The organism is Bacillus sp. FSL R7-0685, from assembly GCF_038002425.1.
Lineage (GTDB): Bacteria > Bacillota > Bacilli > Bacillales > Bacillaceae > Bacillus > Bacillus subtilis.
Genome location: NZ_JBBOCN010000001.1, coordinates 1,399,104 through 1,424,535, shown reverse-complemented (window position 1 = coordinate 1,424,535; position 25,432 = coordinate 1,399,104). Strand labels below are relative to the sequence as shown.

The 25,432-nt window shown below is 42.5% G+C and carries 29 protein-coding genes and 3 riboswitches; of the genes, 10 read left to right on the top strand and 19 right to left on the bottom strand.

What is annotated here, in order from left to right; translation table 11 throughout:
• The first annotated feature begins 31 nt into the window (after positions 1–31).
• Together motA and motB are read left to right on the top strand one after the other, a co-directional pair.
• Positions 32–844 (top strand): flagellar motor stator protein MotA, encoded by an 813-nt coding sequence (gene motA, locus MKY50_RS07575; protein ID WP_003238984.1) that lies wholly within the window; start codon positions 32–34, stop codon positions 842–844.
• Entirely contained in the window at positions 816–1,601 is a 786-nt protein-coding gene (gene motB, locus MKY50_RS07570) for a flagellar motor protein MotB (RefSeq protein ID WP_003232473.1), read from the top strand. The genes motA and motB overlap by 29 nt, the downstream gene beginning before the upstream one ends.
• Before the next feature lie 39 nt (positions 1,602–1,640).
• On the opposite strand, the gene mhqR is transcribed toward motB, so the two are convergent.
• Complete coding sequence (mhqR, locus tag MKY50_RS07565; protein ID WP_003232475.1) at positions 1,641–2,078, bottom strand: MarR family transcriptional regulator MhqR; 438 nt, start codon at positions 2,076–2,078, stop codon at positions 1,641–1,643.
• A gap of 192 nt (positions 2,079–2,270) precedes the next feature.
• Between mhqR and kinD the strand changes: the two genes are divergently transcribed.
• Positions 2,271–3,791, top strand: coding sequence for a sporulation kinase KinD (kinD, locus tag MKY50_RS07560; protein ID WP_080477770.1), 1,521 nt, complete (start codon positions 2,271–2,273; stop codon positions 3,789–3,791).
• Positions 3,792–3,818: 27 nt separating this feature from the next.
• Here the strand turns inward: kinD and MKY50_RS07555 are convergent, their stop codons facing one another.
• Together MKY50_RS07555 and spo0E are read right to left on the bottom strand one after the other, a co-directional pair.
• Entirely contained in the window at positions 3,819–4,250 is a 432-nt protein-coding gene (locus MKY50_RS07555; RefSeq protein ID WP_015715788.1) for a hypothetical protein, read from the bottom strand.
• A gap of 85 nt (positions 4,251–4,335) precedes the next feature.
• The gene (spo0E, locus tag MKY50_RS07550) at positions 4,336–4,593 is read right to left on the bottom strand and encodes an aspartyl-phosphate phosphatase Spo0E (protein ID WP_003218598.1); all 258 of its coding nucleotides are present in this window, start codon (positions 4,591–4,593) and stop codon (positions 4,336–4,338) included.
• A gap of 202 nt (positions 4,594–4,795) precedes the next feature.
• Here spo0E and MKY50_RS07545 point away from each other — a divergent pair, with 202 nt between their 5' ends.
• Entirely contained in the window at positions 4,796–5,116 is a 321-nt protein-coding gene (locus MKY50_RS07545; protein WP_003232481.1) for a YkvA family protein, read from the top strand.
• 40 nt (positions 5,117–5,156) lie between these two features.
• Here MKY50_RS07545 and mtnD read toward each other — a convergent pair whose 3' ends face one another.
• From mtnD to mtnE, 5 genes are all read right to left on the bottom strand, one after another.
• Complete coding sequence (gene mtnD, locus MKY50_RS07540; protein ID WP_003232483.1) at positions 5,157–5,693, bottom strand: acireductone dioxygenase; 537 nt, start codon at positions 5,691–5,693, stop codon at positions 5,157–5,159.
• Positions 5,694–5,707: 14 nt separating this feature from the next.
• Complete coding sequence (locus MKY50_RS07535; protein ID WP_003232485.1) at positions 5,708–6,337, bottom strand: methylthioribulose 1-phosphate dehydratase; 630 nt, start codon at positions 6,335–6,337, stop codon at positions 5,708–5,710.
• Positions 6,295–7,002, bottom strand: coding sequence for a 2-hydroxy-3-keto-5-methylthiopentenyl-1-phosphate phosphatase (gene mtnX / locus MKY50_RS07530; protein WP_017695070.1), 708 nt, complete (start codon positions 7,000–7,002; stop codon positions 6,295–6,297). Before mtnX ends, MKY50_RS07535 begins: the two co-directional genes overlap by 43 nt.
• Positions 6,999–8,216, bottom strand: a complete 1,218-nt coding sequence (gene mtnW / locus MKY50_RS07525; protein WP_033884236.1) for a 2,3-diketo-5-methylthiopentyl-1-phosphate enolase — start codon at positions 8,214–8,216, stop codon at positions 6,999–7,001. Before mtnW ends, mtnX begins: the two co-directional genes overlap by 4 nt.
• An 84-nt stretch (positions 8,217–8,300) precedes the next feature.
• Positions 8,301–8,401, bottom strand: a riboswitch (SAM riboswitch).
• 38 nt (positions 8,402–8,439) lie between these two features.
• A complete protein-coding gene (gene mtnE, locus MKY50_RS07520) occupies positions 8,440–9,636 on the bottom strand; it encodes a methionine-glutamine aminotransferase (protein WP_024572995.1) in 1,197 nt (398 codons plus the stop codon).
• Positions 9,637–9,730: 94 nt separating this feature from the next.
• On the opposite strand from mtnE, the gene MKY50_RS07515 reads away from it, so the two are divergent.
• The 3 genes from MKY50_RS07515 (at position 9,731) to mtnA (ending at position 13,106) form a co-directional block, all read left to right on the top strand.
• Positions 9,731–10,510: a carbon-nitrogen family hydrolase gene (locus tag MKY50_RS07515; RefSeq protein ID WP_003232495.1), complete on the top strand. Its 780-nt coding sequence runs from the start codon at positions 9,731–9,733 to the stop codon at positions 10,508–10,510.
• Positions 10,511–10,593: 83 nt separating this feature from the next.
• Positions 10,594–10,750: riboswitch (SAM riboswitch) on the top strand.
• A 93-nt stretch (positions 10,751–10,843) separates the two neighbouring features.
• A complete protein-coding gene (gene mtnK / locus MKY50_RS07510) occupies positions 10,844–12,037 on the top strand; it encodes an S-methyl-5-thioribose kinase (RefSeq protein ID WP_003244973.1) in 1,194 nt (397 codons plus the stop codon).
• Positions 12,038–12,044: 7 nt separating this feature from the next.
• Positions 12,045–13,106 carry an S-methyl-5-thioribose-1-phosphate isomerase gene (gene mtnA / locus MKY50_RS07505; RefSeq protein WP_032721416.1) on the top strand — a complete coding sequence of 354 codons (1,062 nt, stop codon included), beginning with the start codon at positions 12,045–12,047 and terminating at the stop codon, positions 13,104–13,106.
• A 33-nt stretch (positions 13,107–13,139) separates the two neighbouring features.
• Here the strand turns inward: mtnA and MKY50_RS07500 are convergent, their stop codons facing one another.
• From MKY50_RS07500 to kinE, 3 genes are all read right to left on the bottom strand, one after another.
• Positions 13,140–13,265, bottom strand: coding sequence for a hypothetical protein (locus MKY50_RS07500; protein WP_003232500.1), 126 nt, complete (start codon positions 13,263–13,265; stop codon positions 13,140–13,142).
• Between the two features lie 89 nt (positions 13,266–13,354).
• Complete coding sequence (gene ogt, locus MKY50_RS07495; protein WP_029946306.1) at positions 13,355–13,852, bottom strand: methylated-DNA--protein-cysteine methyltransferase; 498 nt, start codon at positions 13,850–13,852, stop codon at positions 13,355–13,357.
• Positions 13,849–16,065, bottom strand: a complete 2,217-nt coding sequence (gene kinE / locus MKY50_RS07490; RefSeq protein ID WP_003232504.1) for a sporulation two-component system sensor histidine kinase KinE — start codon at positions 16,063–16,065, stop codon at positions 13,849–13,851. Before kinE ends, ogt begins: the two co-directional genes overlap by 4 nt.
• A gap of 252 nt (positions 16,066–16,317) precedes the next feature.
• On the opposite strand from kinE, the gene MKY50_RS07485 reads away from it, so the two are divergent.
• The gene (locus MKY50_RS07485; RefSeq protein WP_003245573.1) at positions 16,318–17,340 is read left to right on the top strand and encodes an acyltransferase family protein; all 1,023 of its coding nucleotides are present in this window, start codon (positions 16,318–16,320) and stop codon (positions 17,338–17,340) included.
• A gap of 40 nt (positions 17,341–17,380) precedes the next feature.
• Here the strand turns inward: MKY50_RS07485 and MKY50_RS07480 are convergent, their stop codons facing one another.
• The 4 genes from MKY50_RS07480 to htpX form a co-directional block, all read right to left on the bottom strand.
• On the bottom strand, positions 17,381–17,563 hold the full coding sequence (locus tag MKY50_RS07480) for a hypothetical protein (protein ID WP_029317708.1): 183 nt from the start codon (positions 17,561–17,563) through the stop codon (positions 17,381–17,383).
• A gap of 2 nt (positions 17,564–17,565) precedes the next feature.
• Entirely contained in the window at positions 17,566–17,721 is a 156-nt protein-coding gene (locus MKY50_RS07475; RefSeq protein ID WP_003232510.1) for a hypothetical protein, read from the bottom strand.
• A 144-nt stretch (positions 17,722–17,865) separates the two neighbouring features.
• Positions 17,866–19,215 carry a Ktr system potassium transporter KtrD gene (gene ktrD, locus MKY50_RS07470; protein ID WP_003244672.1) on the bottom strand — a complete coding sequence of 450 codons (1,350 nt, stop codon included), beginning with the start codon at positions 19,213–19,215 and terminating at the stop codon, positions 17,866–17,868.
• Positions 19,216–19,388: 173 nt separating this feature from the next.
• Positions 19,389–20,285, bottom strand: coding sequence for a protease HtpX (gene htpX / locus MKY50_RS07465; RefSeq protein WP_029317707.1), 897 nt, complete (start codon positions 20,283–20,285; stop codon positions 19,389–19,391).
• Between the two features lie 170 nt (positions 20,286–20,455).
• Here htpX and htpK point away from each other — a divergent pair, with 170 nt between their 5' ends.
• Together htpK and sspD are read left to right on the top strand one after the other, a co-directional pair.
• Positions 20,456–21,157, top strand: coding sequence for a transcriptional regulator HtpK (gene htpK / locus MKY50_RS07460; RefSeq protein WP_015252224.1), 702 nt, complete (start codon positions 20,456–20,458; stop codon positions 21,155–21,157).
• A 130-nt stretch (positions 21,158–21,287) separates the two neighbouring features.
• Positions 21,288–21,482, top strand: a complete 195-nt coding sequence (gene sspD / locus MKY50_RS07455; protein ID WP_003218568.1) for an acid-soluble spore protein SspD — start codon at positions 21,288–21,290, stop codon at positions 21,480–21,482.
• Positions 21,483–21,492: 10 nt separating this feature from the next.
• On the opposite strand, the gene rsgI is transcribed toward sspD, so the two are convergent.
• The 4 genes from rsgI to MKY50_RS07435 all read right to left on the bottom strand — a co-directional run bounded on the left by rsgI (position 21,493) and on the right by MKY50_RS07435 (position 25,370).
• Complete coding sequence (gene rsgI / locus MKY50_RS07450) at positions 21,493–22,638, bottom strand: anti-sigma-I factor RsgI (RefSeq protein ID WP_015252225.1); 1,146 nt, start codon at positions 22,636–22,638, stop codon at positions 21,493–21,495.
• Positions 22,635–23,390, bottom strand: a complete 756-nt coding sequence (gene sigI, locus MKY50_RS07445; protein WP_003245855.1) for an RNA polymerase sigma factor SigI — start codon at positions 23,388–23,390, stop codon at positions 22,635–22,637. Before sigI ends, rsgI begins: the two co-directional genes overlap by 4 nt.
• Positions 23,391–23,653: 263 nt before the next feature.
• Positions 23,654–24,448, bottom strand: a complete 795-nt coding sequence (locus MKY50_RS07440; protein WP_445662040.1) for a TerC family protein — start codon at positions 24,446–24,448, stop codon at positions 23,654–23,656.
• A 105-nt stretch (positions 24,449–24,553) separates the two neighbouring features.
• Positions 24,554–24,657, bottom strand: a riboswitch (yybP-ykoY riboswitch).
• Positions 24,658–24,704: 47 nt separating this feature from the next.
• Positions 24,705–25,370, bottom strand: coding sequence for a DedA family protein (locus MKY50_RS07435; protein WP_024572507.1), 666 nt, complete (start codon positions 25,368–25,370; stop codon positions 24,705–24,707).
• Positions 25,371–25,432: the final 62 nt, after the last annotated feature.

Genomic DNA, 25,432 nt, shown 5'->3' with positions numbered 1-25,432 from the left:
CAAGCTAGTAAAAAAGGATTTGGTGAAAACTATGGATAAAACTTCGTTAATCGGTATTATTCTTGCTTTTGTGGCATTGAGCGTCGGGATGGTTCTGAAAGGCGTCAGTTTCAGCGCCCTTGCAAACCCCGCTGCCATTTTAATTATTATCGCCGGGACAATCTCAGCAGTCGTTATTGCGTTCCCAACAAAAGAAATTAAAAAAGTGCCTGCGCTGTTTCGAGTGTTATTTAAGGAAAATAAACAGCTCACAATAGAGGAACTCATTCCTATGTTCTCTGAATGGGCTCAGCTTGCACGCCGCGAAGGTCTGCTTGCTTTAGAAGCAAGCATTGAGGATGTAGATGATGCTTTCTTGAAAAACGGGCTCAGCATGGCTGTTGACGGGCAAAGCGCGGAATTTATAAGAGATATTATGACAGAGGAAGTCGAAGCAATGGAGGACAGGCACCAAGCCGGAGCCGCTATTTTTACACAAGCAGGAACGTACGCTCCGACACTTGGAGTACTCGGCGCTGTAATCGGGCTGATTGCCGCTCTCTCTCATATGGACAATACAGATGAGCTGGGACACGCCATCAGTGCCGCCTTTGTTGCCACACTTCTCGGTATCTTTACAGGGTATGTGTTATGGCATCCTTTCGCAAATAAATTAAAACGAAAATCAAAACAAGAAGTAAAACTGCGTGAGGTCATGATTGAAGGTGTTTTATCCGTTTTAGAAGGACAAGCACCGAAAGTCATCGAACAAAAGCTTTTAATGTATCTTCCTGCGAAGGACCGCTTGAAATTTGCAGAACAAGGAGAGGCGCAAAATGGCGAGAAAAAAGAAGAAGAAGCATGAGGACGAGCACGTTGATGAATCATGGCTCGTTCCTTACGCCGACATCCTTACTCTTCTCCTGGCATTGTTTATTGTGCTGTACGCGAGCAGCTCGATTGACGCAGCTAAGTTTCAAATGCTCTCAAAATCATTTAATGAAGTCTTTACAGGCGGCACCGGTGTACTGGACTACTCCAGTGTCACTCCTCCTGAAAACGAGTCAGACGGCATCGATGAAGTGAAAAAGGAAAAAGAAGAGAAAGAGAAAAACAAGAAAGAAAAAGAAAAAGCAGCTGATCAAGAAGAACTTGAAAATGTGAAGAGCCAGGTGGAAAAGTTCATCAAAGATAAAAAGCTGGAACATCAGCTGGAGACGAAGATGACTAGTGAAGGCCTTCTGATTACGATTAAAGACAGCATCTTCTTTGATTCTGGAAAAGCGACCATCCGTAAGGAAGATGTGCCGCTTGCAAAAGAGATTTCAAATCTTCTTGTGATTAACCCGCCAAGAAATATCATTATCAGCGGACATACTGATAATATGCCAATTAAAAATTCTGAATTCCAATCAAACTGGCATTTAAGCGTCATGAGAGCGGTAAACTTTATGGGGCTCCTGATTGAAAACCCCAAGCTCGATGCAAAAGTGTTCAGCGCCAAGGGTTATGGCGAGTATAAACCGGTGGCTTCCAATAAAACTGCGGAAGGCCGAAGCAAAAACCGGCGGGTTGAAGTTCTCATTTTGCCGAGAGGCGCAGCGGAAACAAATGAAAAATAGCAAAAAAGGAAGCCTTGTGACATATCAGGCTTCCTTTTTTTACTTATTATGAAACTGTTTTGCGTTTAATCCTACTCTTTTTAACATTTCGGTGCACATCTCTACCTCTTCTTCGCTTAATACGCTGATCATTTCATCAATTTCAGCAGCGTGATCAGGGAAAATATCGTTCAAAAGACCGATGCCTTTTTCAGTAATTTGCGCAAATGTCACTCGTCTGTCTGTAGGAGACGCTTTCCGAATGAGAAGTTCTTTTTGCTCCAGCTTATCTACAACGTATGTGATGCTCCCGCTAGCCAAGAGAATTTTATCTCCTATCTGCTGCAGCGGCTGATCGCCTTTATGGTACAAAAGCTCTAGCACAGCAAATTCAGTCGGATTCAGCCCATGCTTATGAATATGCTTATTCATATGATCGTTAATAGACCGATACGCGCGCGACAGCACGATAAATAACTTCAGTGATTTTTCTGTCATGTCTCAATCATCCTTTTAGAAACCGTTACAGAGAAACATTAATAAACAAAGACCAAAATGTCAATAAAAATCTTTCCAATATTTCTCTTCTTTTTTAAAATGTAAGCTTGCCAACACCTTTTTCTAATTTTTTTGGTTATTTTTTCTTATTAAAGAAGAAGAAACAATGATATAATACCTCTAATCAGGTGTATGTTGGAGCGATGCAAATTGAAAATACTAAAAGGCGCCTGCGGGAGAGTCAAACTTTATATCATACTGGTCGTGATTCCGGCAATCGTCATCAGCTTTTTCGTATATGAAAAAGAAAAAGATACAATAGCTGCAGAACATAAACAAGAAGCAAGTGTCCTGCTAAACCTTCACCGCAACAAAATCAATTATTTAATCGGAGAAACAATGGCGAGAATGACCTCCTTGTCCATCGCCATTGACAGACCGGTTGATATAAAGAAAATGCAGTCAATTTTGGAAAAGACCTTTGATTCAGAGCCGAGATTTTCCGGTCTCTATTTTCTCAATGCCAAAGGAGACGTCACCGCAAGCACAACCGAATTAAAAACGAATGTAAACCTGGCCGACAGATCTTTTTTTACAAAAGCAAAGGAAACTAAAAAGACAGTCATTTCAGATAGTTATTCGAGCAGAATTACTGGTCAGCCAATTTTCACAATTTGTGTCCCTGTTTTGGACTCAAAACGTAATGTGACAGATTATCTTGTCGCAGCTATTCAAATTGATTATTTGAAAAATCTCATTAACTTACTAAGCCCTGATGTTTATATTGAAGTTGTGAACCAAGACGGGAAAATGATTTTTGCGAGCGGACAAGCCTCTCATGCAGAAGATCAGAAACCTGTCAGCGGATATCTGGATGATATCAGCTGGAATATGAAAGTCTATCCGAACCCGGTCACCATAGAAGAACTGACGAAAAGCCTAGTGCTTCCACTTTCATGTATTATTGTTCTGCTGAATATCCTATTTATTCTCGTGCTGTATTATTTGCTGAAGCGGCAGACCCAGCTGGAGCGCTCAGAAAATGAGGCGCAAAAATTAGAGCTAATCGGGACGCTTGCTGCCAGCACAGCCCATGAAATCCGTAACCCCCTCACCGGCATAAGCGGCTTTATTCAGCTGTTGCAAAAGAAATATAAAGGTGAGGAAGATCAGCTTTACTTCTCCATTATCGAACAGGAGATAAAGCGCATCAATCAAATAGTGAGTGAGTTTCTTGTTCTCGGCAAGCCGACAGCTGAAAAATGGGAGCTGAACTCACTTCAGGACATTATCGGAGAAATTATGCCGATCATTTATTCTGAGGGCAATCTATACAATGTTGAAGTCGAATTACAGTATTTAACCGAGCAGCCCTTACTCGTAAAATGTACAAAAGATCATATTAAACAAGTGATTTTAAATGTAGCAAAAAATGGCCTCGAGTCAATGCCTGAAGGAGGCAAACTGACGATCTCCCTGGGAGCTTTAGATAAAAAAGCCATAATCAAAGTTGTGGATAACGGTGAAGGGATTTCTCAGGAAATGCTGGATCACATCTTCCTTCCCTTTGTTACTTCTAAAGAAAAAGGAACCGGTCTCGGCCTTGTTGTTTGTAAACGGATCGTGCTGATGTACGGAGGCTCTATTCATATTGAAAGTGAAGTGCGAAGAGGCACAGAGGTGACGATCACCCTCCCCGTATCCGCTTCATAGCCCCCCTGACCATGTCAGGAGGGTTTTTTATCTTCGTGATCGGTCATTGCCATTCGATTTGCTTGCTGGTCTTCCAGAAAAAAGGATTTTGATGAAACGCAACAGCATTTTCAAAAGCAAAAAAAACATAAAAAATACTAAAAAACCCTTTATACCTTCCGTGGCATCTAAAAACTCCATATTCCCTCTCCCCGTCACCTTTTGCTGAATCTCAATCGCAAATACGATGACAATGATGACTGTAACGGTATAGATAAAGGACAAGGCTGTCATACTCCATTTAGAAAGCCATGTAAACACAGCGTGAGTGACGCCGAAAAAGAATATGCCAAAAATGCCGATCACCCAAAAATGCATTTCTTTGTCAGTTAAATGAATGCCAAATATTCCGCATAATGAAATAAAAGCATCATGAAATTGATTGACCATTTCGGTAATGAGAATCGCCAGTTCTTTCATTAGTTCCCTCTTTCATATGAATTTTTCCCAGAAAAAAAGAGCGCTTCCGAAAAGCTCTCTCTTTATATATGCATCTGATAGGCCGCTATTTATTTGCATCATATGCTGGCATAACATCTCTGCGGGGCCACAAGCCTAATTTCTTTACAAGGCCTTGAATCCCTTGGGAATGTTCGTTTTCTTGCATAAGCTGGTGATATTCATTTATTAAACAATCCAGCTCCTGACTGTGCCTGATCGTGTCATGCCCTGTAAATCCCTGCTTTCTAGCGGCATCTATCATTAACTTTCTTTTTTCATCAATAGACACCAACAATCTTTCTTGTTCAGAAGAACCGCCCATTCACTTCACCCCTCGCCGCTAAGAAATAGGAAACAAGTTTGATTGGGTTATTGTGCATTATTACAGATTATACTTTATTTGTAAACATATTTTCATTAAATAAGTTAATTTTTCAGGTATAATAGATATATTGATAGGATTAGAAGAATAATACCCAGGTGAAGAATATCTTAAACACGCCGCCAGGCAGGAGGTATGCCCAATGAAGAAAAAGAAAGCAATTATGCTCGGAGCGGCAGGCGGAAAAGCAATTTTGAAGAGGAAAAACCGAAAAAAATGTATCCAGCACATCACTACTTTTTTTCAGATGCTTCGCGATTGGCGAAATGGCGACTACCCTCGTTCACAGGTTAAAACACTTTTGCTGTTAACTGCCGCAATCCTGTATATCGTCATGCCGCTCGATATCATTCCAGACGTAATCCTCGGTCTTGGGTTCATTGACGATGCAGCTGTTTTAGGTTTGATTTGGACACTGATTAAAAAAGAACTGTCACAGTATGAAAAGTGGCGTTTGCAATAAATATAAAAAGCCCCGTTCGATGAACGGGGCTATCTCATGCTTATTGATTCACGCTGTCTTTTTCATAAATAGGAACCCAGCCTTCAGTTGTGACAAAAATTCTCACCGCGACAACTTTGCGGTCCTCCTGAAGCGTGAAGTAATGGCGGATATTTTCAGGCACGGAGATTAAATCTCCAGGGTTTAAACGGACATCAAAAAACGTGCCGTCCTTGCCTTGAATGACAAAAATACCGTGTCCGCTTACAATAAAACGAACCTCATCGTCTGTATGGTGATGCTCTCTTTTAAAGTTTTCAAGCAGTTCATCAAGTTTCGGATTGCTGTCTGACAATGAAATAACATCCTGTGCTTTATAGCCGCGGCGGGTTGAGATATCTTTAATTTCAGTTTCGAAGGTATCAAGAATTTGCTGTTTTTCTTCTTCTGTCAGGTCATATTTCTCTGAGAGATGTTCCGGAAGCTTCGTGATATCCCATTGCTCATAAATAACCTCTTGACTGTCCAGAAAGCTTGCCACTTCCTCTTGATTTTCAATCGTTGTATTTGCCTCATCATGAATTCGAATTGTAGCCATTTCAATTCCTCCTTTTATTTAACCAGCTGATGCTGGAGTGTTTTCAATTTCAAATGGTAGCTGAACAAAAATTCATACGCTTCAAGCACTCTTTTTGCCTCAAATGCTGTTTTCCCCCAAGCCGTAATACCATGATTTCGGATCAGAACAGCTCCTGAATCTTCTGAAATCTCTTCCGCAAACAGTGCCGCAAGCGTCGGGATATGTGCCGGATTTTCTATAATCGGAACGGTCACTTCTGCGTTCTCTTCCCACAAGCCGAGTGCTTTTATAATTTCCTGGCCTTTGAATGTGATTTTCTTTTGGTCTCCGTATAACTCTGAAATCACATTATTGTTTACCGTATGGACATGCAGGCAGCATCCGGCATTGGTTTTATTGTACAAATGTGTATGCAAAAGCGTTTCTGCTGACGGTTTCAGAGAATGCCCGCTTTCAGCAGGCTCTCCGTTTTGATCGACCAGCAGAAAATCTTCAACCGTCTCTTTGCGTTTATCTTTTCCGCTTGCAGTGACGAGAAATGTTAAAGGCTCATCTGTAACCTTAATTGACAAATTGCCGCTAGTCGCTGGAAACCAATCTCTCTCTGCCAATTCCCGTTTTACTTCAGCGAGCTCTCGCCAGCGTTCTTGTTTTGCAGCCATTCCTGTACCTCCTTTACATTCTCAATTTCCTTTCTGATCTCATAAAAATCTTGATACGGAAGATGATTGAGGTTCTGCTCCCGGCATTCGTTTAATAAATAATCCCTTGCAAAGCATAGGTCAGACAGCTTTGCTGCCTCCACATCTGTAACCGAATCACCGATCATGATGATATATTGGTTCGGTTCAGAAAGTTCATGGATGACCGACGGCTTACAGCACCCGCATTGATTGCTGCATGTGCCCTTGCAGGAATGAGGCCAGTCAATATGGATATAGTCATTGTCAAATGAAGCATGGTTGCAATAAATGCGGTCTTTCTCCACAATGCCTTCAAGCAAAGGATATACAAAGAAGTCCATTCCACCGCTTATGACATAAAACGGAATCTCGTGCTCATTGATAAATGCTACAAATTCCCGAAAGCCTTCCCTGATTTTTGCATCTTCCAATACAAAACTTGTAATCTCTTCTTTTAAACGGCTGGGCAGAAGGCCGAACATCCGCCCGACACCTTCCTTGATCGATAGCGTTTTGGAAAGTACGCCGTCTTTTAATGCCACCCACTCTGGGGGAGCAAATGTTTTCATGATATTTATAATGTTGTCGTTCATCGTGATTGTTCCGTCAAAATCACAAATAACAAAAGGTTTTCGAGTCGTCATACGGCTTCAACCTTTCCCCATTTATCTAGCGCAAGCTTAAGATCCTTGCATTGTTCGGCTTTTTCATCAATCGGCTGGGCCTCTAGGACCGCATCAATAATGGCTCTGAACGCTCGCCCCCCGCCTTGGGCACCGTTCGGATGTCCATGTACGCCTCCTCCGGCGTTAATAATGTGGTCTATGCCGAAATCACGCATTAATAGCGGAACCATGCCGGGATGAATGCCTGCTGACGGAACCGCAAATGTTTGGTTAAAAGCATCCTCTCTCACACATTCTTCATGGATCGCCAGTGCGTCTGCTCTTGGAAGCGCAACCGAACCATATGGAGACGGAAAGAGGCTGAAGTCAGCACCGCAATATCGATTTAATTTTCCGAGTAAAAGAGCGTGAGAAAAACCGTAAAACGGAGAAGACGTAAACGCTCCGCTCACTGCTGGATGCGCCATAATCGGAACTGGGATTTCAGGATCTTCTGCTAGGCCTTGCATAACGTCCAAGCCGTAAGCAAAGACATTAAACAAAAGCGCATCCGCTCCCAGCTCGGCGGCGCGTCTCGCTTTGTCTTTCAGATCAGCCGTACGTCCAGTCAAATTCACCGCATACAGCGTTTTATGTCCGGTTTGCTCATACGTTTCTTTCAATATTTGCTTTCCTTCTGCAATTCTTGTTTCAAAAGGCGCTAGACCTGTCTCAAAGAAAATTTCATCGTCTTTAATCAAGTCAACTCCGCCAAGCGCTTGCTGCCGGAGCTGTTCTTTAATATCACTCAGGTCCCTTCCGATTACGCCTTTAAATATGCTCATTAACAGCGGTCTCTCAAACTCTCCCAGCAGCTTTCGGATGCCGTATACGCCAAACTTCGGTCCCGGCAGTGCACGCTTAAATGCTTCAGAGAAGTGAAGATCGATTAATTTGATTTTTCCGTCCAGGGACAGCTTGCCAAACACTGTTGTCAGCAAAGCCGGAATATCCTGAGAGAAATTGATTTCAGGATAGGCAATTGTGATGACCGCTTGTTTTTCTGATGCAGGAGTTCCCTCTCTCTCCTCAACTTTTATCACACGCCCCTTGTGCTTTTGCATTTGCTCCTGTTTTACAAGGGGCAGATCAGTCCAGGAGCCTACTGTCAATCCTGTTGCGATTTGTTCTGCTTTCTTCTCTGTATCGGCTCCCGGTTCGGTCAGGAGATATGTCGCTAATAACTCACTCATGCCAGAGCTCCTTTCATTTTCATCCATATCAAAAAACCTCTTCAAACTGCAATCGCGTCTAAAGAGGTTTCGTTTCTCGTCCGAATCTTATCTCTCAGCCGCTAGCTGCAAGAATTAGCACCGTGCTTTATAAGTCGGTTGCCGGGCTTCATCGGGCTCGTCCCTCTGCCTGCTCTTGATAAGAAAATATAGATTTTATAAATTATTTTGAATTATCCCATCGTTATAAGGTCTTGTCAATGCTTTTTTGGGTAAACAGGTTCAGTTTGCCAATTCGATAAGCAGCTTCCTTAAGTCTTTCTTCACTTGTTAAAAGTCCGACTCTGACGTAGCCCTCGCCATATTCACCGAAGCCGTTTCCAGCCGCAACTGCCACATTCGCTTTTTCCAGCAAAAGATCTGAGAACTGCTCTGAAGTATAGCCTTCAGGCACAGGCAGCCATGCAAAAAAAGAACCTGCGGGAGCTGTTACATCCCAGCCGATTTCCCGGCATGCCGTGATCCAAGCGTTTCTCCTGCTCTCATACCTGGCATTTTGCTCTGCCACACACGTCTGATCGGCTAACAGTGCCTCTGCTGCAGCCTCTTGAGTCGCTCTGAAAAGACTGACAAACATATGGTCTTGATAAAGATTGATCGCTTCAATGACCGAAGCGTTTCCGACGGCAAAGCCAACCCGCCATCCTGCCATATTATACGTTTTTGACAGCGTGTAAATTTCAATTCCGATATCCTTCGCACCTTCAGTCTGCAAAAAGCTTAAAGGCTTGCAGCCGTCAAATCCTACAGCGCCGTAAGCAAAATCGTGAACGACGCAGATTCCGTTTTCAGTCGCAAAACGCACGGTGTCTTCAAAGAACTCGGAAGTAGCAACAGCTCCAGTCGGATTATTCGGATAATTTAAATACATCAATTTCGCCTGTTCCCTTACTTCAGCGGTTATGCTGCTGTAATCAGGGAGAAACGCCCTGTCCTTTACGAGCGGCATCATTTCCATCTTTGCTTTTGCAAGTGTGACACCCGACCAGTAATCTGGATAACCCGGATCGGGAACTAAGATCGTATCACCGGGATTCAACAAGCATTGCGGGAGCTCGACAAGACCGGCTTTTCCGCCGAATAATACAGCGACTTCGGTTTCCGGATCCAGATCAATGCCGTACTCTCTTTTGTAAAATGCAGCAGCCGCTGACTTCAGACGGTATGAGCCGCGAAAAGACGAATATTTATGATTCTCAGGATCAGCAACAGCTCGTTTCATCTCCTCGACAATATGTTCAGGAGTCGGCTGATCTGGATTTCCCTGTCCTAGATTGATAACGTCATGTCCTTCTGCGAGCTTTCGGTTCACTTTCTGCACCAGAGAAGCGAAGAATTGTTTAGGCAATTCCTTCAATACATGAGACTGTTCAAATTTCATCTATTCTCACCTTCTAAAAAAATCTTGAAATGATAGTCCATCATCATATATGGTTAAATGAAAAAAGTAAAGAAAAATTTGGGGTGTTAAAAAGATGAAATGGACGATATCTTGTCTTCAATTTGATATTTCATACGGCAAACCTTCGGAAAATATAAAAAAGGCTGAATTTTTCATCGAAAAAGAAAGCAAACATGCTGATGTTCTTGTTCTGCCTGAATTATGGACGACCGGATATGATCTGGCCAATCTTGATGAACTCGCTGACGAAGACGGGCGCTCCGCTCAGAGCTGGCTGAAGAAAACGGCAAAAAAACATGGTGTTCATATTGTCGCCGGGTCGGTCGCTGTCAGGAAGAATTCTGATGTTTATAATACAATGTACATTGCGGATAAGGAAGGGCAAATCATTAAAGAGTACAGAAAAGCCCATCTTTTTCAGCTGATGGATGAGCATCTGTATTTATCAGCCGGTTCCGAAGACGGATACTTTGAGCTTGACGGCGTCAAAAGCTCTGGATTGATCTGTTACGATATCCGTTTTCCGGAATGGATCAGAAAACATACGACAAAAGGCGCCAACGTGCTGTTTATTTCTGCGGAATGGCCTCTTCCCCGCCTTGATCATTGGAAAAGCCTGCTTATTGCGCGGGCCATTGAAAACCAATGCTTTGTCGCAGCCTGCAATTGTACCGGTTCAAATCCGGATAATGAATTTGCAGGACATAGCCTGATTATTGATCCATGGGGACGTGTACTTGCTGAAGGCGGCCGGGAAGAAGGCATAGTCCGAGCGGAAATCGACCTTCAAGAAAGCGCAGAAGTTCGGGAGAGCATTCCTGTTTTCGATGATATCAGAAAAGATTTATATTAAAAAATATATTGACAACTAACTAAATTACCTGTTACCATGTTCATCAACTGATAAATTAGAATTGTCAAACAAGTGAATATATTCTCTTATCGAGAGTTGGGCGAGGGATTTGGCCTTTTGACCCCAACAGCAACCGACCGTAATTCCATTGTGAAATGGGGCGCATCTTTTTCGCGCCGAGACGCTGGTCTCTTAAGGCACGGTGCTAATTCCATTCAGATCTGATCTGAGAGATAAGAGAGGCGGACATAGACTGTTAAGCCTCCTTCTCTCTGAGAAGGAGGCTTTTTTACGGCTACATATTAAGTGATTACATAATTGGAGGTTATGATGATGGGAGTCACAAAAACACCTTTATACGAAACGTTAAATGAAAGCTCCGCTGTGGCGTTGGCGGTGAAGCTTGGCCTTTTTCCAAGCAAAAGCACGCTGACATGCCAGGAGATCGGAGACGGCAACTTAAATTACGTTTTTCATATTTATGATCAAGAACATGACAGAGCATTAATCATTAAACAGGCGGTTCCGTATGCAAAAGTGGTGGGAGAAAGCTGGCCGCTGACAATCGACCGTGCAAGAATCGAAAGCAGCGCTCTCATCCGTCAGGGCGAGCATGTGCCTCACCTGGTTCCAAGAGTGTTTTATTCTGATACGGAAATGGCGGTTACCGTCATGGAGGATCTCTCTCACCTCAAAATCGCAAGAAAAGGACTCATTGAGGGTGAAAACTATCCTCATCTGTCGCAGCACATCGGTGAATTTTTAGGAAAAACACTTTTCTACTCATCAGATTACGCGCTTGAACCTAAGGTGAAAAAACAGCTTGTTAAACAGTTTACAAATCCAGAGCTATGCGACATTACGGAAAGACTTGTTTTTACAGATCCTTTCTTCGACCATGACACAAATGATTTTGAAGAAGAGCTTCGTCCTTTTGTCGAAAAGCTTTGGAATAATGACAGCGTTAAAATCGAAGCCGCTAAGCTGAAAAAGTCATTTTTAACGTCTGCAGAAACGTTGATTCATGGTGATTTGCATACAGGAAGCATTTTCGCAAGTGAGCACGAAACAAAGGTGATTGATCCTGAGTTTGCTTTTTACGGACCGATCGGCTTTGATGTAGGGCAATTTATCGCCAACTTATTTTTGAACGCACTCAGCCGTGACGGGGCTGACAGAGAGCCGTTATATGAACATGTCAACCAGGTCTGGGAAACGTTTGAAGAGACGTTTAGTGAAGCCTGGCAGAAGGACAGTCTGGATGTTTACGCCAACATCGACGGTTACCTCACTGATACGCTCAGCCATATTTTTGAAGAAGCAATCGGATTTGCGGGCTGTGAGCTGATACGACGCACGATCGGCCTTGCCCACGTAGCTGACCTGGATACGATCGTGCCGTTTGATAAACGAATCGGCAGAAAACGCCTGGCGCTCGAAACCGGCACAGCCTTTATCGAAAAACGTTCGGAATTCAAAACGATAACAGATGTTATTGAATTATTTAAGTTACTTGTAAAGGAATGATCCATTCATGACCCATTCATTTGCTGTTCCACGTTCTGTTGAATGGAAAGAAACAGCTATTACCATTTTAAATCAGCAAAAGCTTCCTGATGAGACGGAATATTTGGAGCTGACGACGAAAGAGGATGTATTTGATGCGATTGTCACGCTCAAAGTAAGGGGCGCTCCGGCGATCGGCATTACGGCTGCCTTCGGACTGGCGCTTGCTGCCAAAAACATTGAAACAGATAATGTCACGGAATTCCGCCGCAGACTGGAAGACATCAAACAATATTTAAACAGCTCACGGCCTACCGCCATTAATTTGTCATGGGCGCTTGAGAGACTGAGTCATTCGGTCGAAAACGCGATTTCCGTAAATGAAGCAAAAACAAACCTTGTCCATGAAGCCATTCAGATTCAGGTCGAGGATGAGGAAACGTGCCGGTTGATCGGCCAAAACGCCCTGCAGCTTTTCAAAAAAGGCGACAGGATCATGACAATCTGCAATGCCGGCTCAATCGCGACAAGCCGCTATGGAACGGCGCTAGCTCCGTTTTACTTGGCCAAACAAAAAGATTTGGGATTGCACATTTATGCCTGTGAAACAAGGCCTGTCCTGCAAGGTTCACGCCTTACTGCTTGGGAGCTGATGCAGGGGGGCATTGATGTCACTCTGATCACAGACAGCATGGCCGCCCATACGATGAAGGAAAAACAAATTTCCGCTGTTATCGTCGGAGCCGACCGAATTGCAAAGAACGGTGATTCGGCAAATAAAATCGGCACATACGGTCTTGCTATTTTAGCAAACGCCTTTGATATTCCGTTTTTTGTCGCCGCACCTTTATCTACATTTGATACAAAGGTCAAATGCGGCGCTGATATCCCGATAGAGGAACGGGATCCCGAGGAAGTCAGGCAGATTTCCGGAGTTCGGACCGCTCCATCCAATGTGCCTGTCTTTAATCCCGCTTTCGACATTACACCTCATGATCTCATTTCAGGAATCATCACAGAAAAAGGGATTATGACCGGAAACTATGAAGAAGAGATTGAACAGCTGTTTAGAGGAGAAAAGGTGCATTAAAAAACCGCCGGACTTTGCTCATTTGGAGCCGAGTCAGCGGTTTTTTTGTTTCTTTTTGTTAACATTGATGATTTCATCTTTTTGAGCGCTTGATAAGATATGCAGTTTCACAAACAGTTCGGCAAAAACGGCAAGTTTCTCAGAGCGGCTCGGCTTCAATTGCTTTGTCCTCCTTTTTCATCAGACCAACTTTTTTAACTTAATAAAATGATATGTCGGCCGTGAAAAAAGGGAACGTGCCATATGTTTTATTTTTCTTTATAGGAGATTCGCTCGATGTTTAGCAAAAATGCTTTGATCTCCGTTTTGGTTCCGGCGTATCCTGTTAACGCACTGTTTTTGCCGATCACTCTGTGGCACGGGACAAAAATCGGCAGGTCGTTACGTTTATTAGCCTGTCCGACAGCGCGCACCGCTTTCGGACTGCCGACCGCAGCGGCAATATCCGCATAGCTTCGGGATTCGCCATATGGAATCCTCTCCAGCGCCTGCCACACTTTTTGCTGAAAAGGAGTGCCCTTTTGGCTGAGCGGCAGGGAGAATGTCTTCCTTTCGCCTGCGAAATATTCTTGAAGCTGTTGTTTCGCTTCTGCAAGATTAGGTGTTTCCTTGTGCTCAGTATTCTGAACCGTTTCTTTCCAATCCACCCAATCTTCCTGACTGAGAAATAGACGAGTGATCCGGTCCTCCTCTTCGGCAATGATAAGTTCACCGAGCGGCGTTTCGGCTGTCGTATAGTAGTTCATTCATCATTCCTTCTTTCTTCAGCATTCTGTCTGACAGGAAGCGTAATATGGAAAACGGTGCCCTTCCCTTCTTCACTTTCTACCATAATTTCGCCTTGATGTTCTTCAATAATTTTATAGCTTACCATAAGCCCAAGTCCAGTTCCCCGTTCCTTTGTCGTATAAAACGGTTCACCAAGTCGCTTTAATTTATCTTCTGTCATTCCGATTCCCTCGTCTTTTAAGGAGATTAGAACATGATCTTGATCCAATGCCTTTATCGTTACAAAAATATTTCCGCCGTCAGGCATCACTTCGATGGCGTTTTTTAATATATTTATAAAAACCTGTTTCAGCTGATTCGGTTCACAGTAAATCGGGGGAATGTCGTCAATTAAATCAAGTTGCATTTGTACATTGCTGAGATTGGCTTGCGCATTTAGAAGGTCTATCGTGTCCCTCATAATTTGGGTAACATGTTTTTCCTCATACATAATGGCCTGGGGCTTAGCTAAAATCAAGAATTCGGTGATGATGGATTCGATGCGCTTTAGTTCTGAGGTGATCACGTTGAAGTAAAGGGCGTAGTCTCCCTCGACACTCCCTTTCAGAAGCTGAATGAAGCCTTTAAGAGCAGTCATCGGATTTCTGATTTCATGAGCAATGCCGGCTGCGAGTTCGCCGACAACATGAAGGGTATCTGATTTGCGCAGGCGTTCCTCCAATTCTTTTCGCTCTGTTACGTCTTTAAAGATAGCCAAGTTCATATTTTGAATAATATTCCGTTTAAATGAGAATTCGAGTTTTCTGTTATCACCGCTGCTCAGCAAAAATGGAATTTCGTTGTCCATTTCATCAAAATTAATCTGCCTTGCCGGTGATGCCAGATTTTCTATTTCATAAGCAGAAATAATATCTAACAAGCTGTGCTGTTTTATCTCTTCATGTGACAGTCCCAAAATATGGCTTGCTAACGGGTTGGCGTCAATGATCCTGTATTGATTGTCGAACAATACATTGCCGTCCATTGAGCCGTTGAACACTTTTCTGAATTTCAGCTCGCTTTCCCGAAGCTCCTTTTCCATCCGCTTTCTGTCGCTTACATTTCTTAAGATCGTCAAATGCTGATTTTCAAGGATTGTCCGTTTTGAAGTAAATTCAAGCTCTTTGAATTGGCCGTTCCCCATTTGAAACAGCAGCTCTTCTCTGATCTCTCCGTATTTTGCGTATTTCCTCTTCGTTATGCTGTATTTCTGCTGCGAGTCAACGAGAAAATCACACAGCTTTCTTTTCAACAGCAAATTCATCGGCAGCTCAAAAATTTTACAGGCTGATTGATTCGCTTTTACGATTCTTCCGTCATTCGACCAGATGATGATGGCGTCCATTGCATTTTCAAAGATTTCTCTGAAGCGCTCCTCACTTTTAAAGAGCTGTAGCTCCATAGACCGCTTCTCTGTGATATCCCTCATAATGGACATATAAAAACCGCTGATGATGTTTGATGTAATCGTGAATTCAAATAGTTTTTGAACTCCTGAACGAAGCTTGACAGGCAGCTCCCCCTTCGCTTTTCCCTTGCGGTTGAGCGCCTTCCAGATATTGTCGAAATCTTTTCGTGAGCCGCTGTCTATGAACTCATACAACGATAAATGAGACAGCTCATTATGATTGATTTCAAAGCTTTTACAAAAGGACAAATTGGCATCAATAAAACCGCCATCTTTATCAAACAGGACGATTCCGTCAACTGCTCTGTCAAACAAGTCCTTAAAAAGCTGTTCATTCATAGAGAATTCCCGCTCCAGAATCTTCTTAGAAGATATGTCCCTCATGACAACAAAAAAGAAATCCTCACCAATGCCTCTTTTGGCCAGAAACTCTATGTATTTTGTTGCCCCGCAATCAAGCCTGATCGGAACCTCCTTCCATAGAAAGCCTTTTTTAAAAAACTTCTTTACGGAAAGATTCAGTTCATCCTTTGGGATTGAAAACAAAAAATCCAAAACAGAACGCTTTTTCAAATCTTCCGAGTCAACTTGAAGCATCCTTTCTGTTGCTTCATTTGCCTGAACAATCCGCATTTCGTTATCACAAATAAAAATAGCATCGAGCGTATTGTTGACAATCACTTGATGCTGATTCAATTCCTTTTTCAGTCGCGCGTTTTCTTCTTTGAGGCGATTCAGTTCCTCTCGCAGCTCCGAGTTTGTCTGGACACCAAGAGTTTCCATGCATGTACACTCCTTCTTCAAAACCTATCCCTCAATATTTCTACAAAATGCGGGAACTTCCTTCATTTGCCCTATAAATTTCAGAAAATTTCAGCGCCATTACATTACGAAGACATTTTCTACGATCCTTACCATCACTTTACATCGACCTAACAATCAGCATTTTTTTAGATTCCTTTTTCATCTTTTATTTTAAAATATGTACCAGCAGGGAATAATCTCTTAGTGACTGATGAAAGAGAAGGTGATGCTATGAGTAAATCGCGGGACAGTTATTTCGATAACGCAAAATTTTTATTGATATTCCTTGTTGTATTCGGTCATATCCTTCGTTCCTTTATTAATGATAATCATTTTATGCTCTACCTCTACAAGTTCATTTACACATTCCATATGCCTGCATTTATTCTTGTATCCGGTTATTTCGCGAAAGGCTTTAAACGGGCGGGATATGTAAAAAAGCTGGCGGTCAAGCTGATTATTCCGTATTTGATTTTCCAAATCATTTATTCCGTCTTTTATTACATTATGCAAGATGAAAGCATGGCAAATGTGAACCCGATTGATCCGCAATGGTCGTTATGGTTTCTTGTAAGCTTATTCTTTTGGAACCTGCTCCTATATCCTTTTTCAAAGCTTTCAAAGCAGTGGGCGCTGTTTGTCAGCTGCGGAATCGCCGTGCTGATCGGTTATCTGGACTTTGTCAGCAGCACGCTGAGCTTGTCACGGACATTCGTATTCTTACCGATGTTCCTTGTCGGTTTTTATTTAAATAAACATCATTTTGATTTATTGAGATCAAAACGCGGCAAACAAATTGCGCTCGGAGTGCTTGCCGCAGTATTCGTCATCTGCTGGGGCATCGATTTTGACTATTCTTTTCTGTTTGGTTCAAAACCGTATTCTTCATTTGGAGACGTTACCCTGGTAAGCGGACTATCCCGAATCGGCTGGTATGTACTCGCCTTTGGGGCAACCTTCAGCTTTTTAGCGCTTGTTCCGCAAAAACGGTATTTCTTTACCAAATGGGGAACCCGGACATTTTACGTGTATCTGCTTCACGGGTTTATTATTAAGACATTACGACAGGTCGGGCTTGAGGATTGGCTTACTGACTATCAAAGCTTAGTGATCCTCTTGCTTTTAACAGCAGCCCTGACATCAGTCCTCTCCAGCAACTTTGTTAAGACAGTCGCTCAGCCCTTCATTGAGCTGAGGATGACCAGCTTATTGCAATTTGTCAGAGGAACGGGCAAAAATGCTTATTTAAAATAGAAAAGCACCTCTTAAGCGGACGCCGCCTAAGAGGTCTTTTTTATTGGTGTTTTTTATTTTTGTTTTTTTCTTTTTTCTTTTCAGGCTTGGTGACTTCCAGCGTTTCGATGATCTTCCCGGCATTGTAATCCCCAAGTTCACTTGAGAACTCTTCCTCCAGCACCTTTTTATTCATAGGTTTTTTATGATTTTGCATGTCTTTGCTATGACGGTTTTTCTTCACAATTACATGCCTCCCTGCTGGCCCTGTTTGGAATTGCGGTTTGCCCCTCTAAAATTGGGGTCATCATGATATTGTGTCTTATATGAATTAGGGTCCATGCTCTCGGTAGGTGTATTGTTATTTTTAATGGCTTCATTCACTTCAGCTTTACGCTTCATACGAATCCTCCTCGCCAATTTTCAGACATTTTAAGATGCAGGAGCGTAAATTGCACCTGTCGAAGTTAGGTTCTCCAACTGAACAGGAGGCACACATCTTTTTTTTGGCAATCAAAAAACACCGCAAAATATGCGGTGTTTTGCCTATCCGATAATCACTCTTTCTTTCGGATAGTGATAATTCGCTTCAATTTCCTTTCTTCCGATCAGATACAGGAAGGTCAGGATGCCGATTCGCCCGATAAACATGACAATCATAATGACGCATTTTCCAACACTGCTCAAATCTGCCGTAATTCCAAGCGACAGGCCGGTTGTACCGAATGCCGAGCACACTTCAAACAAAAGCTCCAGCAGGGAATGCTTTTCTGTAATGGTCAGAATGAGTGTCGCGCCAAAAACGAGCAGGATCGCCATCATCGTGACAACAAGCGACTTCATCAAGTCAGCAGGGTGAAGCTCCCGTTTGAATACCTTTACGGCCTTATTGCCGCGGGCAAAATGAAACAGCGCAAGAAGGTTCAAAGCAAAAGTCGTTGTCCGTATGCCTCCCCCGACTGAGCTTGGCGACGCTCCAATAAACATCAGCGCACAAATAAAAAAGAGTGTGGAATCTGATAATTGGCTGATATCGATTGTTGCCAGTCCCCCGCTTCGGGTTGCCGTTGATTGAAACAGGGACAAAAACAAAATATCATGCCATGATTTTCCTGCGAACGCATGGTTTGCTTCCAGGGCAAAGATGCCAATGGCTCCAAACAAGACAAGTGAGCCGAACGTAATCGTCGTGATCTTTGTAAAAAGCGTAAATGGATAACGCCGATGCTTTGAAAACAGGAAATCCTTTACTTCAACAAGCACGGGAAATCCAATCGCTCCAAATATAATTAAAAGCATTGTAATAAACTGCACAAAGTAATCGTGGCGAAATGGAATCATCGAATTACCGGTAATATCAAACCCGCCGTTTGTCGTTGCACTGATACTGGCAAAAAATCCGTGTAAATAGGCTTCCTGATAGGAGTCATAGTAGGTTAAGAAATATGTGCCGAGTATCAGCCCGCCAAAAAATTCAATCCACAAGATCAGAAACAGTACCTGCTTCATCAGATTGACAATTCCTGAAAACTGGGATTGGTTTTGATCAACCATAATCAGCTTCCGTTCTTTCAGCCCGATTCGTTTTCCCATGATCAGCCAAATGAACGTTCCGAGCGTCATAATTCCGATTCCGCCAAATTGCAGAACAAATGCTAATATAAAAATCCCTATTGTGCTGAATGTATCAGCTGTATCAACAACTGTCAGTCCCGTTACACTGACTGAACTGACAGCTGTAAAAAGCGCATCAATAAACGTCCAATCCGCCCCCGGTTTATGGGCCGCCGGCAAACTCAGCAATATAACGGCCACAGTAACTGCAAGAAAATAATATAATGCGATCAGCTGGGCCGGTGACAAGGCCTGTATCAATTTTCCAAACTTTAATCTCATGTAAAATCCTTCTGCCTCTCTTTTTAAGTACGGTAATTATTCTAAAGATATTAGGTCCATTTTTAAAGGCTTTTACGAAACATTTTCTTAACTTGCTTATTTTTTTATGATTTTAGTCAATGGATAAAATAAAAAACCTCTGAGAATTCTCTCAGAGGAACAATGTGTTTGTATTATTTAGCTTCCAGCCGTCTGATTCGCTCATCTAAATCAGGGTGAGTAGAGAAAAGTGAAGAGCGCTTCTTGCCATTAATCTTTAACGTTTGGACAGCTGTCTGATCGTCTTCCATAATCCGGGAAGAATAGCTTTTAAGCGTCCGCAGCGCATGAATCATCTTGTCCTTGCCGGCAAGATCCGCTCCTCCTCTGTCAGCATGGAATTCACGATGGCGTGAATACGCAAACACAACCAGGCTGCCAAGTATCGAAAAGACAATCTGAAAAATAATCATTGCAATAAAATGAACGATCGGCGCTAGATCTTCTTTGACAAAACGGCTTGCTATCCAAGCAGCGATACGCGATAAAAAGACGACAAAGGTATTAACGATACCTTGTAAAAGCGTCATTGTTACCATATCACCATTTGTGATATGCGCGACCTCGTGGGCAAGCACACCTTCAACCGCTGCGTCATCCATCTGCTCCAGCAGCCCTGACGATACTGCGACAAGTGAACGGCGTTTTGACGGTCCAGTCGCAAACGCGTTTACTTCAGGTGAACGGTAAATCCCGACTTCCGGCATTTTCGTTAAACCGGCAGAGCGGCTTAATCTGTGAACACGTTCAACCAATTGCTGTTCCTCATAGCTGAGCGAGTGTTTTTTCGGATTCAGCACTCTGACACCCATCATCGTCTTTGCCATCCATCTGGACATCGCAAGAGACGTAAAGGAACCGACAAATCCAACGACTAAACTGAACACAAGAAGCGCCATTGGATCGATACCGCCATCAGCTGTAAAGTACGTCCCGACTCCTGTAACAGAGCTTAAAACAGACAAAACGATCCCGATTGTTGTAAGCACCAAAATATTCGTTAGAATAAACAGAAAAATTCTTTTCGCCATAACAACCTCCGTTATTTTAAGTTCAAAAGAACCCGTATATTTAAATTATAAAACATCCATTTGAAAATGCAAGGAATTCGACGTATGATGTTAATGTAATTTGCTGACGCTTGAATTTTGAACTTATACATAGACCTATATCCGCGTCAAATTGTTTAAAGAGGTGAACAATGAACATTTTTAAACTCTCTCGAACCGATATGGTGCGGCTGCTCTATTCCCTAAAAGGACAAGGAGAACATAGCCCGCTCGACATTCTCGTCCAATCAGCGAACATGTCAGCAGAAAAAGCAGCCAATCATCTAGAAATTCCTGAATTTCTTACAAGATATGAACGAAAAAAACAGAAAAAAGAATACGGACTGTCTACAAATGAAATCGTAGAGCTTGGCAACTTATGCGAGCTGACTTCGTTAAAGTCAACCGCAATTCAAAACTGGGTAAAGCGTGATATCAAAGATCTGATCGGACACCCTGAGCTGGGCAAAAAATACTCAGTTGAACAGGCAGTTATTCTTTTAATTGTACGTGATTTAAAATCCATTTATGACTTTGAACACATACGGGCTATTTTAAAAGTGGCCTTTAACACAATCTCAGACAGATCTGATGATGTCATCAGCCCGATTGCTTATTATGAAAGCTGCGCATATGTGCTTGATGCCATCCATCACCAAGATACTCCTTCTATGAAAGAATCAAATCTGCAGGAGATCGCCGAACAGGAGACAGAGCGTCTCCGTCACCGTTTTGAAGAACTGAATGACAGCCAATGGCTTAAAATCAGACAAATTATCGCCATTACAGTCCTCTCCATTTTGACGTTCCATATTCAGGCAACCGCACATAAAATGACAGCAGACATTCTATAGTCTGCGTCACCTCGGCTTAGAGGCCGGGGTTTTATTTTTCTCCACAACAATTGCCAGCATAAATAAACCCCGTATATTTCAAACTAAATACGCGTTAAGAATTTCTTTATCGAAAAAGGAGATGAAAAAGATGGCGAGCAGAAATAAACTCGTTGTTCCAGGGGTGGAGCAGGCACTAGACCAATTTAAACTCGAAGTGGCTCAAGAATTCGGTGTGAACCTTGGTTCTGATACAGTCGCACGCGCTAACGGCTCTGTAGGCGGAGAAATGACAAAGCGGCTGGTACAGCAAGCACAATCACAATTAAATGGCACAACTAAATAAATTCAGGTCTTTATTCGCCGGGGGCACTCGGCGAATCTTCATTTTGAGCTGAATGATTATCACTGCTGTAGCCGTTTGGATTACGTCGGTCTGAAGCGTTATCCCTTCTGGACGAAGAACGGTTCTTGCCTTGTTCACCATTGTTCCAGTCCCTGTGATATTGGCTTTGACCCTTGTCAGCGCCGTTATTTTCATTTCCTTTATCTTGAGGATCTTGTATTGGGGTTTGCTCATGGTCCCCATCTTTTTCGGTATTTGTATTTTCATCTGATTCCTTTATTTTTTTATCTTGGTCACTATCATCAATCTGGTCATCCGCTTTCTCTTCTTTCTGGTCTCCGGAATCCGCATCATTCAGCTGTTCATTATCTCCTTGCTTGCTGTCCTGGGTGTCAGTTTGATCGGTGTTTTCATCCTCATTTTCATCACTCTTTTGATCCTCTTCCCCGGATGGTTTGCTGGAGTCATCTTTTAAATCTTTATTGTCATTCTTTTCATTTGATTTGATGTAGCTGCCTGTTGAGACGCCTTCTTTCTTCGCTTTTTCCCTCGTTTGCATATCTGACTCGAGAGATTCCATGCGGTATGTCGTTTTATATTTTTCAGTCACATCATTCAGCTGTTTTTTCACAGCCTTTTTATATGTATTGTCTTCTGTGTTTTCATAAACAGTGGAAATCAATATTTCTTTCGATTTCTTTACATACCCGTGTTCACTGCAGTCGGTTATAATATCGTCAATCACCTTTTTAAAATCAGTCTTCTCCCAATCATCTATATCATTCACGACTTTCTGTCCCTCATCGTTTAGAGGCGTCAGTTCAATCACTTCATAATCGCTGTTTAACGCCATTTCGACGCTTGGATTGATATCAATTGTCATATACGCATAGGCCTTATTATTAGAAAAAACGGGGAGAACTATAAAAATAAAGAGCATAATAGCAGTCATCGTAAAAATCCCCATTTTGAAAGGGCGCAGTTTAAAAAAATCAAAAAAGCTGGCCCTTCTGCCCATGCGTGTTTCACTCGGAAGCATGATTTCTTCTCCGATTTCATAGCTGTGTCGATCATTTTTGGCTTTTAAAAATTGTCCGTCAGGGGTCAGCAACGTGACGAATTTTTTATTTTTCTCTACTATAATCCCTCTTCTCATGAGTGCAGCACCCCTTTAAGATAATCTTTTAAATAAATATAATCACCCGTAATGATAATACACATCGCAATAATATATTTTCTGTTTCTCTCAATCGTTTTTCGGCTCACAGAGACAAGCTGTTCAAGCTGTTTGACTGGAAGCTGCTTCTTTGTATACAGGATAGCGGCCAATTCTTCATGTTCAACAAGCGTCATTGCCACCTTTATGGCGTTTTGCCTTGCATCCGTGTGCTTTGGAGAATTTTCAAGCAGTTCTTTAAACGATAAACCATAATCCTTGAGCTGCTTTTGAAAATAGAGGATTTCCTCCCGCCTCTGCTCCTGTTCAATCTGACGGCGGTATTCATCTATGGAAAGCTCGGCTTCAATCAGGCTTTGTGATGACTCCTGATCGTCTCCTTCCTGTAAATCGATATTTATATTTTGTGCGCTTCTGGCTTCTTTTCTAATGTAATCAATGACTTTTCTTTTTATAATAAGCTCAGCAAATGCGAGCAGAGAATTTCCTTTTTCAGGTGAATATTTTTCTATAGCTTCATTAAACGCGATCAGTCCAATACTGAACTCATCGTCTTTTTCATCTATATATCGTTTACAAACGGATGAAACCGTCTTTGCGATAAATGGCTTATATTGCTGTATTAATTCATTTTGCAGATCTTTATTGCCTTTTTGTATACTCTCAACAGCTTTTTCAAGTGTTTGCTTCTTTTTTCCCAATTTAAACAAAAGGCTAAGCACTGGTTTCACCTCAGTTCCTCCCTATAACTACTCATTAATGATAGCTAATTTGATAGGGATTCGCAAAGGAGAAAAAGAAATATTGATTTCCAATGTCTCAATTATGACAAACCATTCTGACGTCCTATACATGTTTTCGTGCCTTTCTAAAGAATTAAGGGGGTTTAATGCGTGTTTTTTGTAACAAAGATGTTATAAAAATGTTATTTTATTTCGCTTATGAAAACGCTTCAAACACAAAAAGACTCTGCTTTTAAGCAGAGTCTTTCAGATTATGCCCGTTCACGGGTGCTGTTTTTTAGTTCGTTTTGTGCACCCTCCGGCTGTTTTTTCCCACCTGACATAAACCAGCCGCAAACCGCGATTGCTGCTAAGACACCCCAGAATATCAGCTTCCATGTTCCAGAATGGATAAAGTGCTCAGAAACAACCGCTATGTCGCGATGGGCAAGCGTATATAAAGCAAGCTTCACTCCGACCCAGCCGACAATCACAAAGGCTGCTGTTTCTAGGCTTGGACGTTCCTTTAATAACTTCACAAACATGGAAGCCGCAAACCGCATGATCACCAGTCCGATGATACCGCCGGCCAAAATGACGAGAAATTGTCCTCCGTCAAGTCCGCCGATCTTCGGGAGTGATGTCCCAGGAAGTGTAACCGCCAGCGCTACTGCTGCTAAGATGGAATCAACAGCAAACGCGATATCTGCCAGTTCAACTTTTAAAACAGTCGGCCAAAAACCGCTTTGCTTCGTCTCTTTATGTGTGTCTTCTTTCTTAAATACATATCTTTTCAATAAGTGGCTTGCTGAGATATACAGCAAATAGATCGCGCCAATCGCTTGAACCTGCCATACGTTGACCAAGAAAGAAATTGCAAATAAAGAGCCAAATCGCAGAACAAAAGCCCCTGCCAATCCATAAAATAACGCTTTTTTTCTTTTTTCCTCCGGCAAATGTTTTACCATTACCGCCATAACCAGCGCGTTATCGGCGGCTAAAATCCCTTCCAGCCCGATCAAGACGAGAAGAACCCAACCATACTCTAATAATAATGCTGCATCCATAAATGATACCCTCCCAAAAAAGTTGTTTTCTTTCTCTTCATCCGATCTTATGCCGGCCGGACCATGCAAAAAAGACCTTTGCCGACATAAGGCAAAGGTCTTGCTAGACATGAATTCAGGCATGCCAACAAAGCCGATGGATACAATCCATGAAATGACGACTTTGTTTCCGGAATACATTCCGGACGCTACTCCCCTTTGGGATTTCAAGAAATATGATTTTATACGTCAATGATATGCGGAGCGCAATGATTTGTCAACGTTTATTTTTCAAAAATACAGATAATTGTTCGGAGTGCGTGCGTTTCTTCCTCTTTTTCATCAGTAAGTAGAGCAGGAAAAGCGCCAAAATCGCTATCCCGATCGGAAGCATATATTGATCAAGAATAGAGCCGACTTCCTTCCAATTTTCACCGAGCTTCACACCGAGATAAACATATACAAATGTAATCGGAAGCATAGCAATGAATGTATAAAGCGAAAACACCCAAACATTCATTTTTGCAATTCCGCACGGTATGGAAATCAATGTCCTGATACCAGGCAAGAAACGGCCGCTGAAGGCGACAAAGCCCCCATGTTTTTTGAAAAAATTATCTGACTTATCAAGCGCTTCAGGTTTAATAAAGAGATACTTCCCAAAACGTTCAAGAAACGGCCTTCCTCCGTACCGGCCTATCCAATACAGCGTAAGCGGACCGGCCACTCCCCCAAGCGATCCTGCCAAAACAACGCCGGCAAGTGTCATATCGCCTTTAGATACCCAATAGCCCGCAAGCGGCAAGACGACTTCGGCCGGGATAAACTCAATACTGAGCGCTAGAAATATTCCAAAATAAGATAAGCTTTTAAATGCTTCAATCCATGACATAACCAGCTCTTCGATAGCCACCAACTCCCTTGTTTCATGTTTATGTATCATACATTTTTGTTTTTTCGGAAAACATCAAGATGATTTTAACACATTTTTCACGGTCAGTTGAA

Bases quoted from the DNA above. Each gene is read 5' to 3' on its own strand.
- motA (WP_003238984.1), top strand. From the start codon at position 32: ATGGATAAAACTTCGTTAATCGGTATTATTCTTGCTTTTGTGGCATTG.
- motB (WP_003232473.1), top strand. From the start codon at position 816: ATGGCGAGAAAAAAGAAGAAGAAGCATGAGGACGAGCACGTTGATGAA.
- mhqR (WP_003232475.1), bottom strand. From the start codon at position 2,078: ATGACAGAAAAATCACTGAAGTTATTTATCGTGCTGTCGCGCGCGTAT.
- kinD (WP_080477770.1), top strand. From the start codon at position 2,271: ATGTTGGAGCGATGCAAATTGAAAATACTAAAAGGCGCCTGCGGGAGA.
- MKY50_RS07555 (WP_015715788.1), bottom strand. From the start codon at position 4,250: ATGAAAGAACTGGCGATTCTCATTACCGAAATGGTCAATCAATTTCAT.
- spo0E (WP_003218598.1), bottom strand. From the start codon at position 4,593: ATGGGCGGTTCTTCTGAACAAGAAAGATTGTTGGTGTCTATTGATGAA.
- MKY50_RS07545 (WP_003232481.1), top strand. From the start codon at position 4,796: ATGAAGAAAAAGAAAGCAATTATGCTCGGAGCGGCAGGCGGAAAAGCA.
- mtnD (WP_003232483.1), bottom strand. From the start codon at position 5,693: ATGGCTACAATTCGAATTCATGATGAGGCAAATACAACGATTGAAAAT.
- MKY50_RS07535 (WP_003232485.1), bottom strand. From the start codon at position 6,337: ATGGCTGCAAAACAAGAACGCTGGCGAGAGCTCGCTGAAGTAAAACGG.
- mtnX (WP_017695070.1), bottom strand. From the start codon at position 7,002: ATGACGACTCGAAAACCTTTTGTTATTTGTGATTTTGACGGAACAATC.
- mtnW (WP_033884236.1), bottom strand. From the start codon at position 8,216: ATGAGTGAGTTATTAGCGACATATCTCCTGACCGAACCGGGAGCCGAT.
- mtnE (WP_024572995.1), bottom strand. From the start codon at position 9,636: ATGAAATTTGAACAGTCTCATGTATTGAAGGAATTGCCTAAACAATTC.
- MKY50_RS07515 (WP_003232495.1), top strand. From the start codon at position 9,731: ATGAAATGGACGATATCTTGTCTTCAATTTGATATTTCATACGGCAAA.
- mtnK (WP_003244973.1), top strand. From the start codon at position 10,844: ATGGGAGTCACAAAAACACCTTTATACGAAACGTTAAATGAAAGCTCC.
- mtnA (WP_032721416.1), top strand. From the start codon at position 12,045: ATGACCCATTCATTTGCTGTTCCACGTTCTGTTGAATGGAAAGAAACA.
- ogt (WP_029946306.1), bottom strand. From the start codon at position 13,852: ATGAACTACTATACGACAGCCGAAACGCCGCTCGGTGAACTTATCATT.
- kinE (WP_003232504.1), bottom strand. From the start codon at position 16,065: ATGGAAACTCTTGGTGTCCAGACAAACTCGGAGCTGCGAGAGGAACTG.
- MKY50_RS07485 (WP_003245573.1), top strand. From the start codon at position 16,318: ATGAGTAAATCGCGGGACAGTTATTTCGATAACGCAAAATTTTTATTG.
- MKY50_RS07475 (WP_003232510.1), bottom strand. From the start codon at position 17,721: ATGAAGCGTAAAGCTGAAGTGAATGAAGCCATTAAAAATAACAATACA.
- ktrD (WP_003244672.1), bottom strand. From the start codon at position 19,215: ATGAGATTAAAGTTTGGAAAATTGATACAGGCCTTGTCACCGGCCCAG.
- htpX (WP_029317707.1), bottom strand. From the start codon at position 20,285: ATGGCGAAAAGAATTTTTCTGTTTATTCTAACGAATATTTTGGTGCTT.
- htpK (WP_015252224.1), top strand. From the start codon at position 20,456: ATGAACATTTTTAAACTCTCTCGAACCGATATGGTGCGGCTGCTCTAT.
- sspD (WP_003218568.1), top strand. From the start codon at position 21,288: ATGGCGAGCAGAAATAAACTCGTTGTTCCAGGGGTGGAGCAGGCACTA.
- rsgI (WP_015252225.1), bottom strand. From the start codon at position 22,638: ATGAGAAGAGGGATTATAGTAGAGAAAAATAAAAAATTCGTCACGTTG.
- MKY50_RS07440 (WP_445662040.1), bottom strand. From the start codon at position 24,448: ATGGATGCAGCATTATTATTAGAGTATGGTTGGGTTCTTCTCGTCTTG.
- MKY50_RS07435 (WP_024572507.1), bottom strand. From the start codon at position 25,370: ATGATACATAAACATGAAACAAGGGAGTTGGTGGCTATCGAAGAGCTG.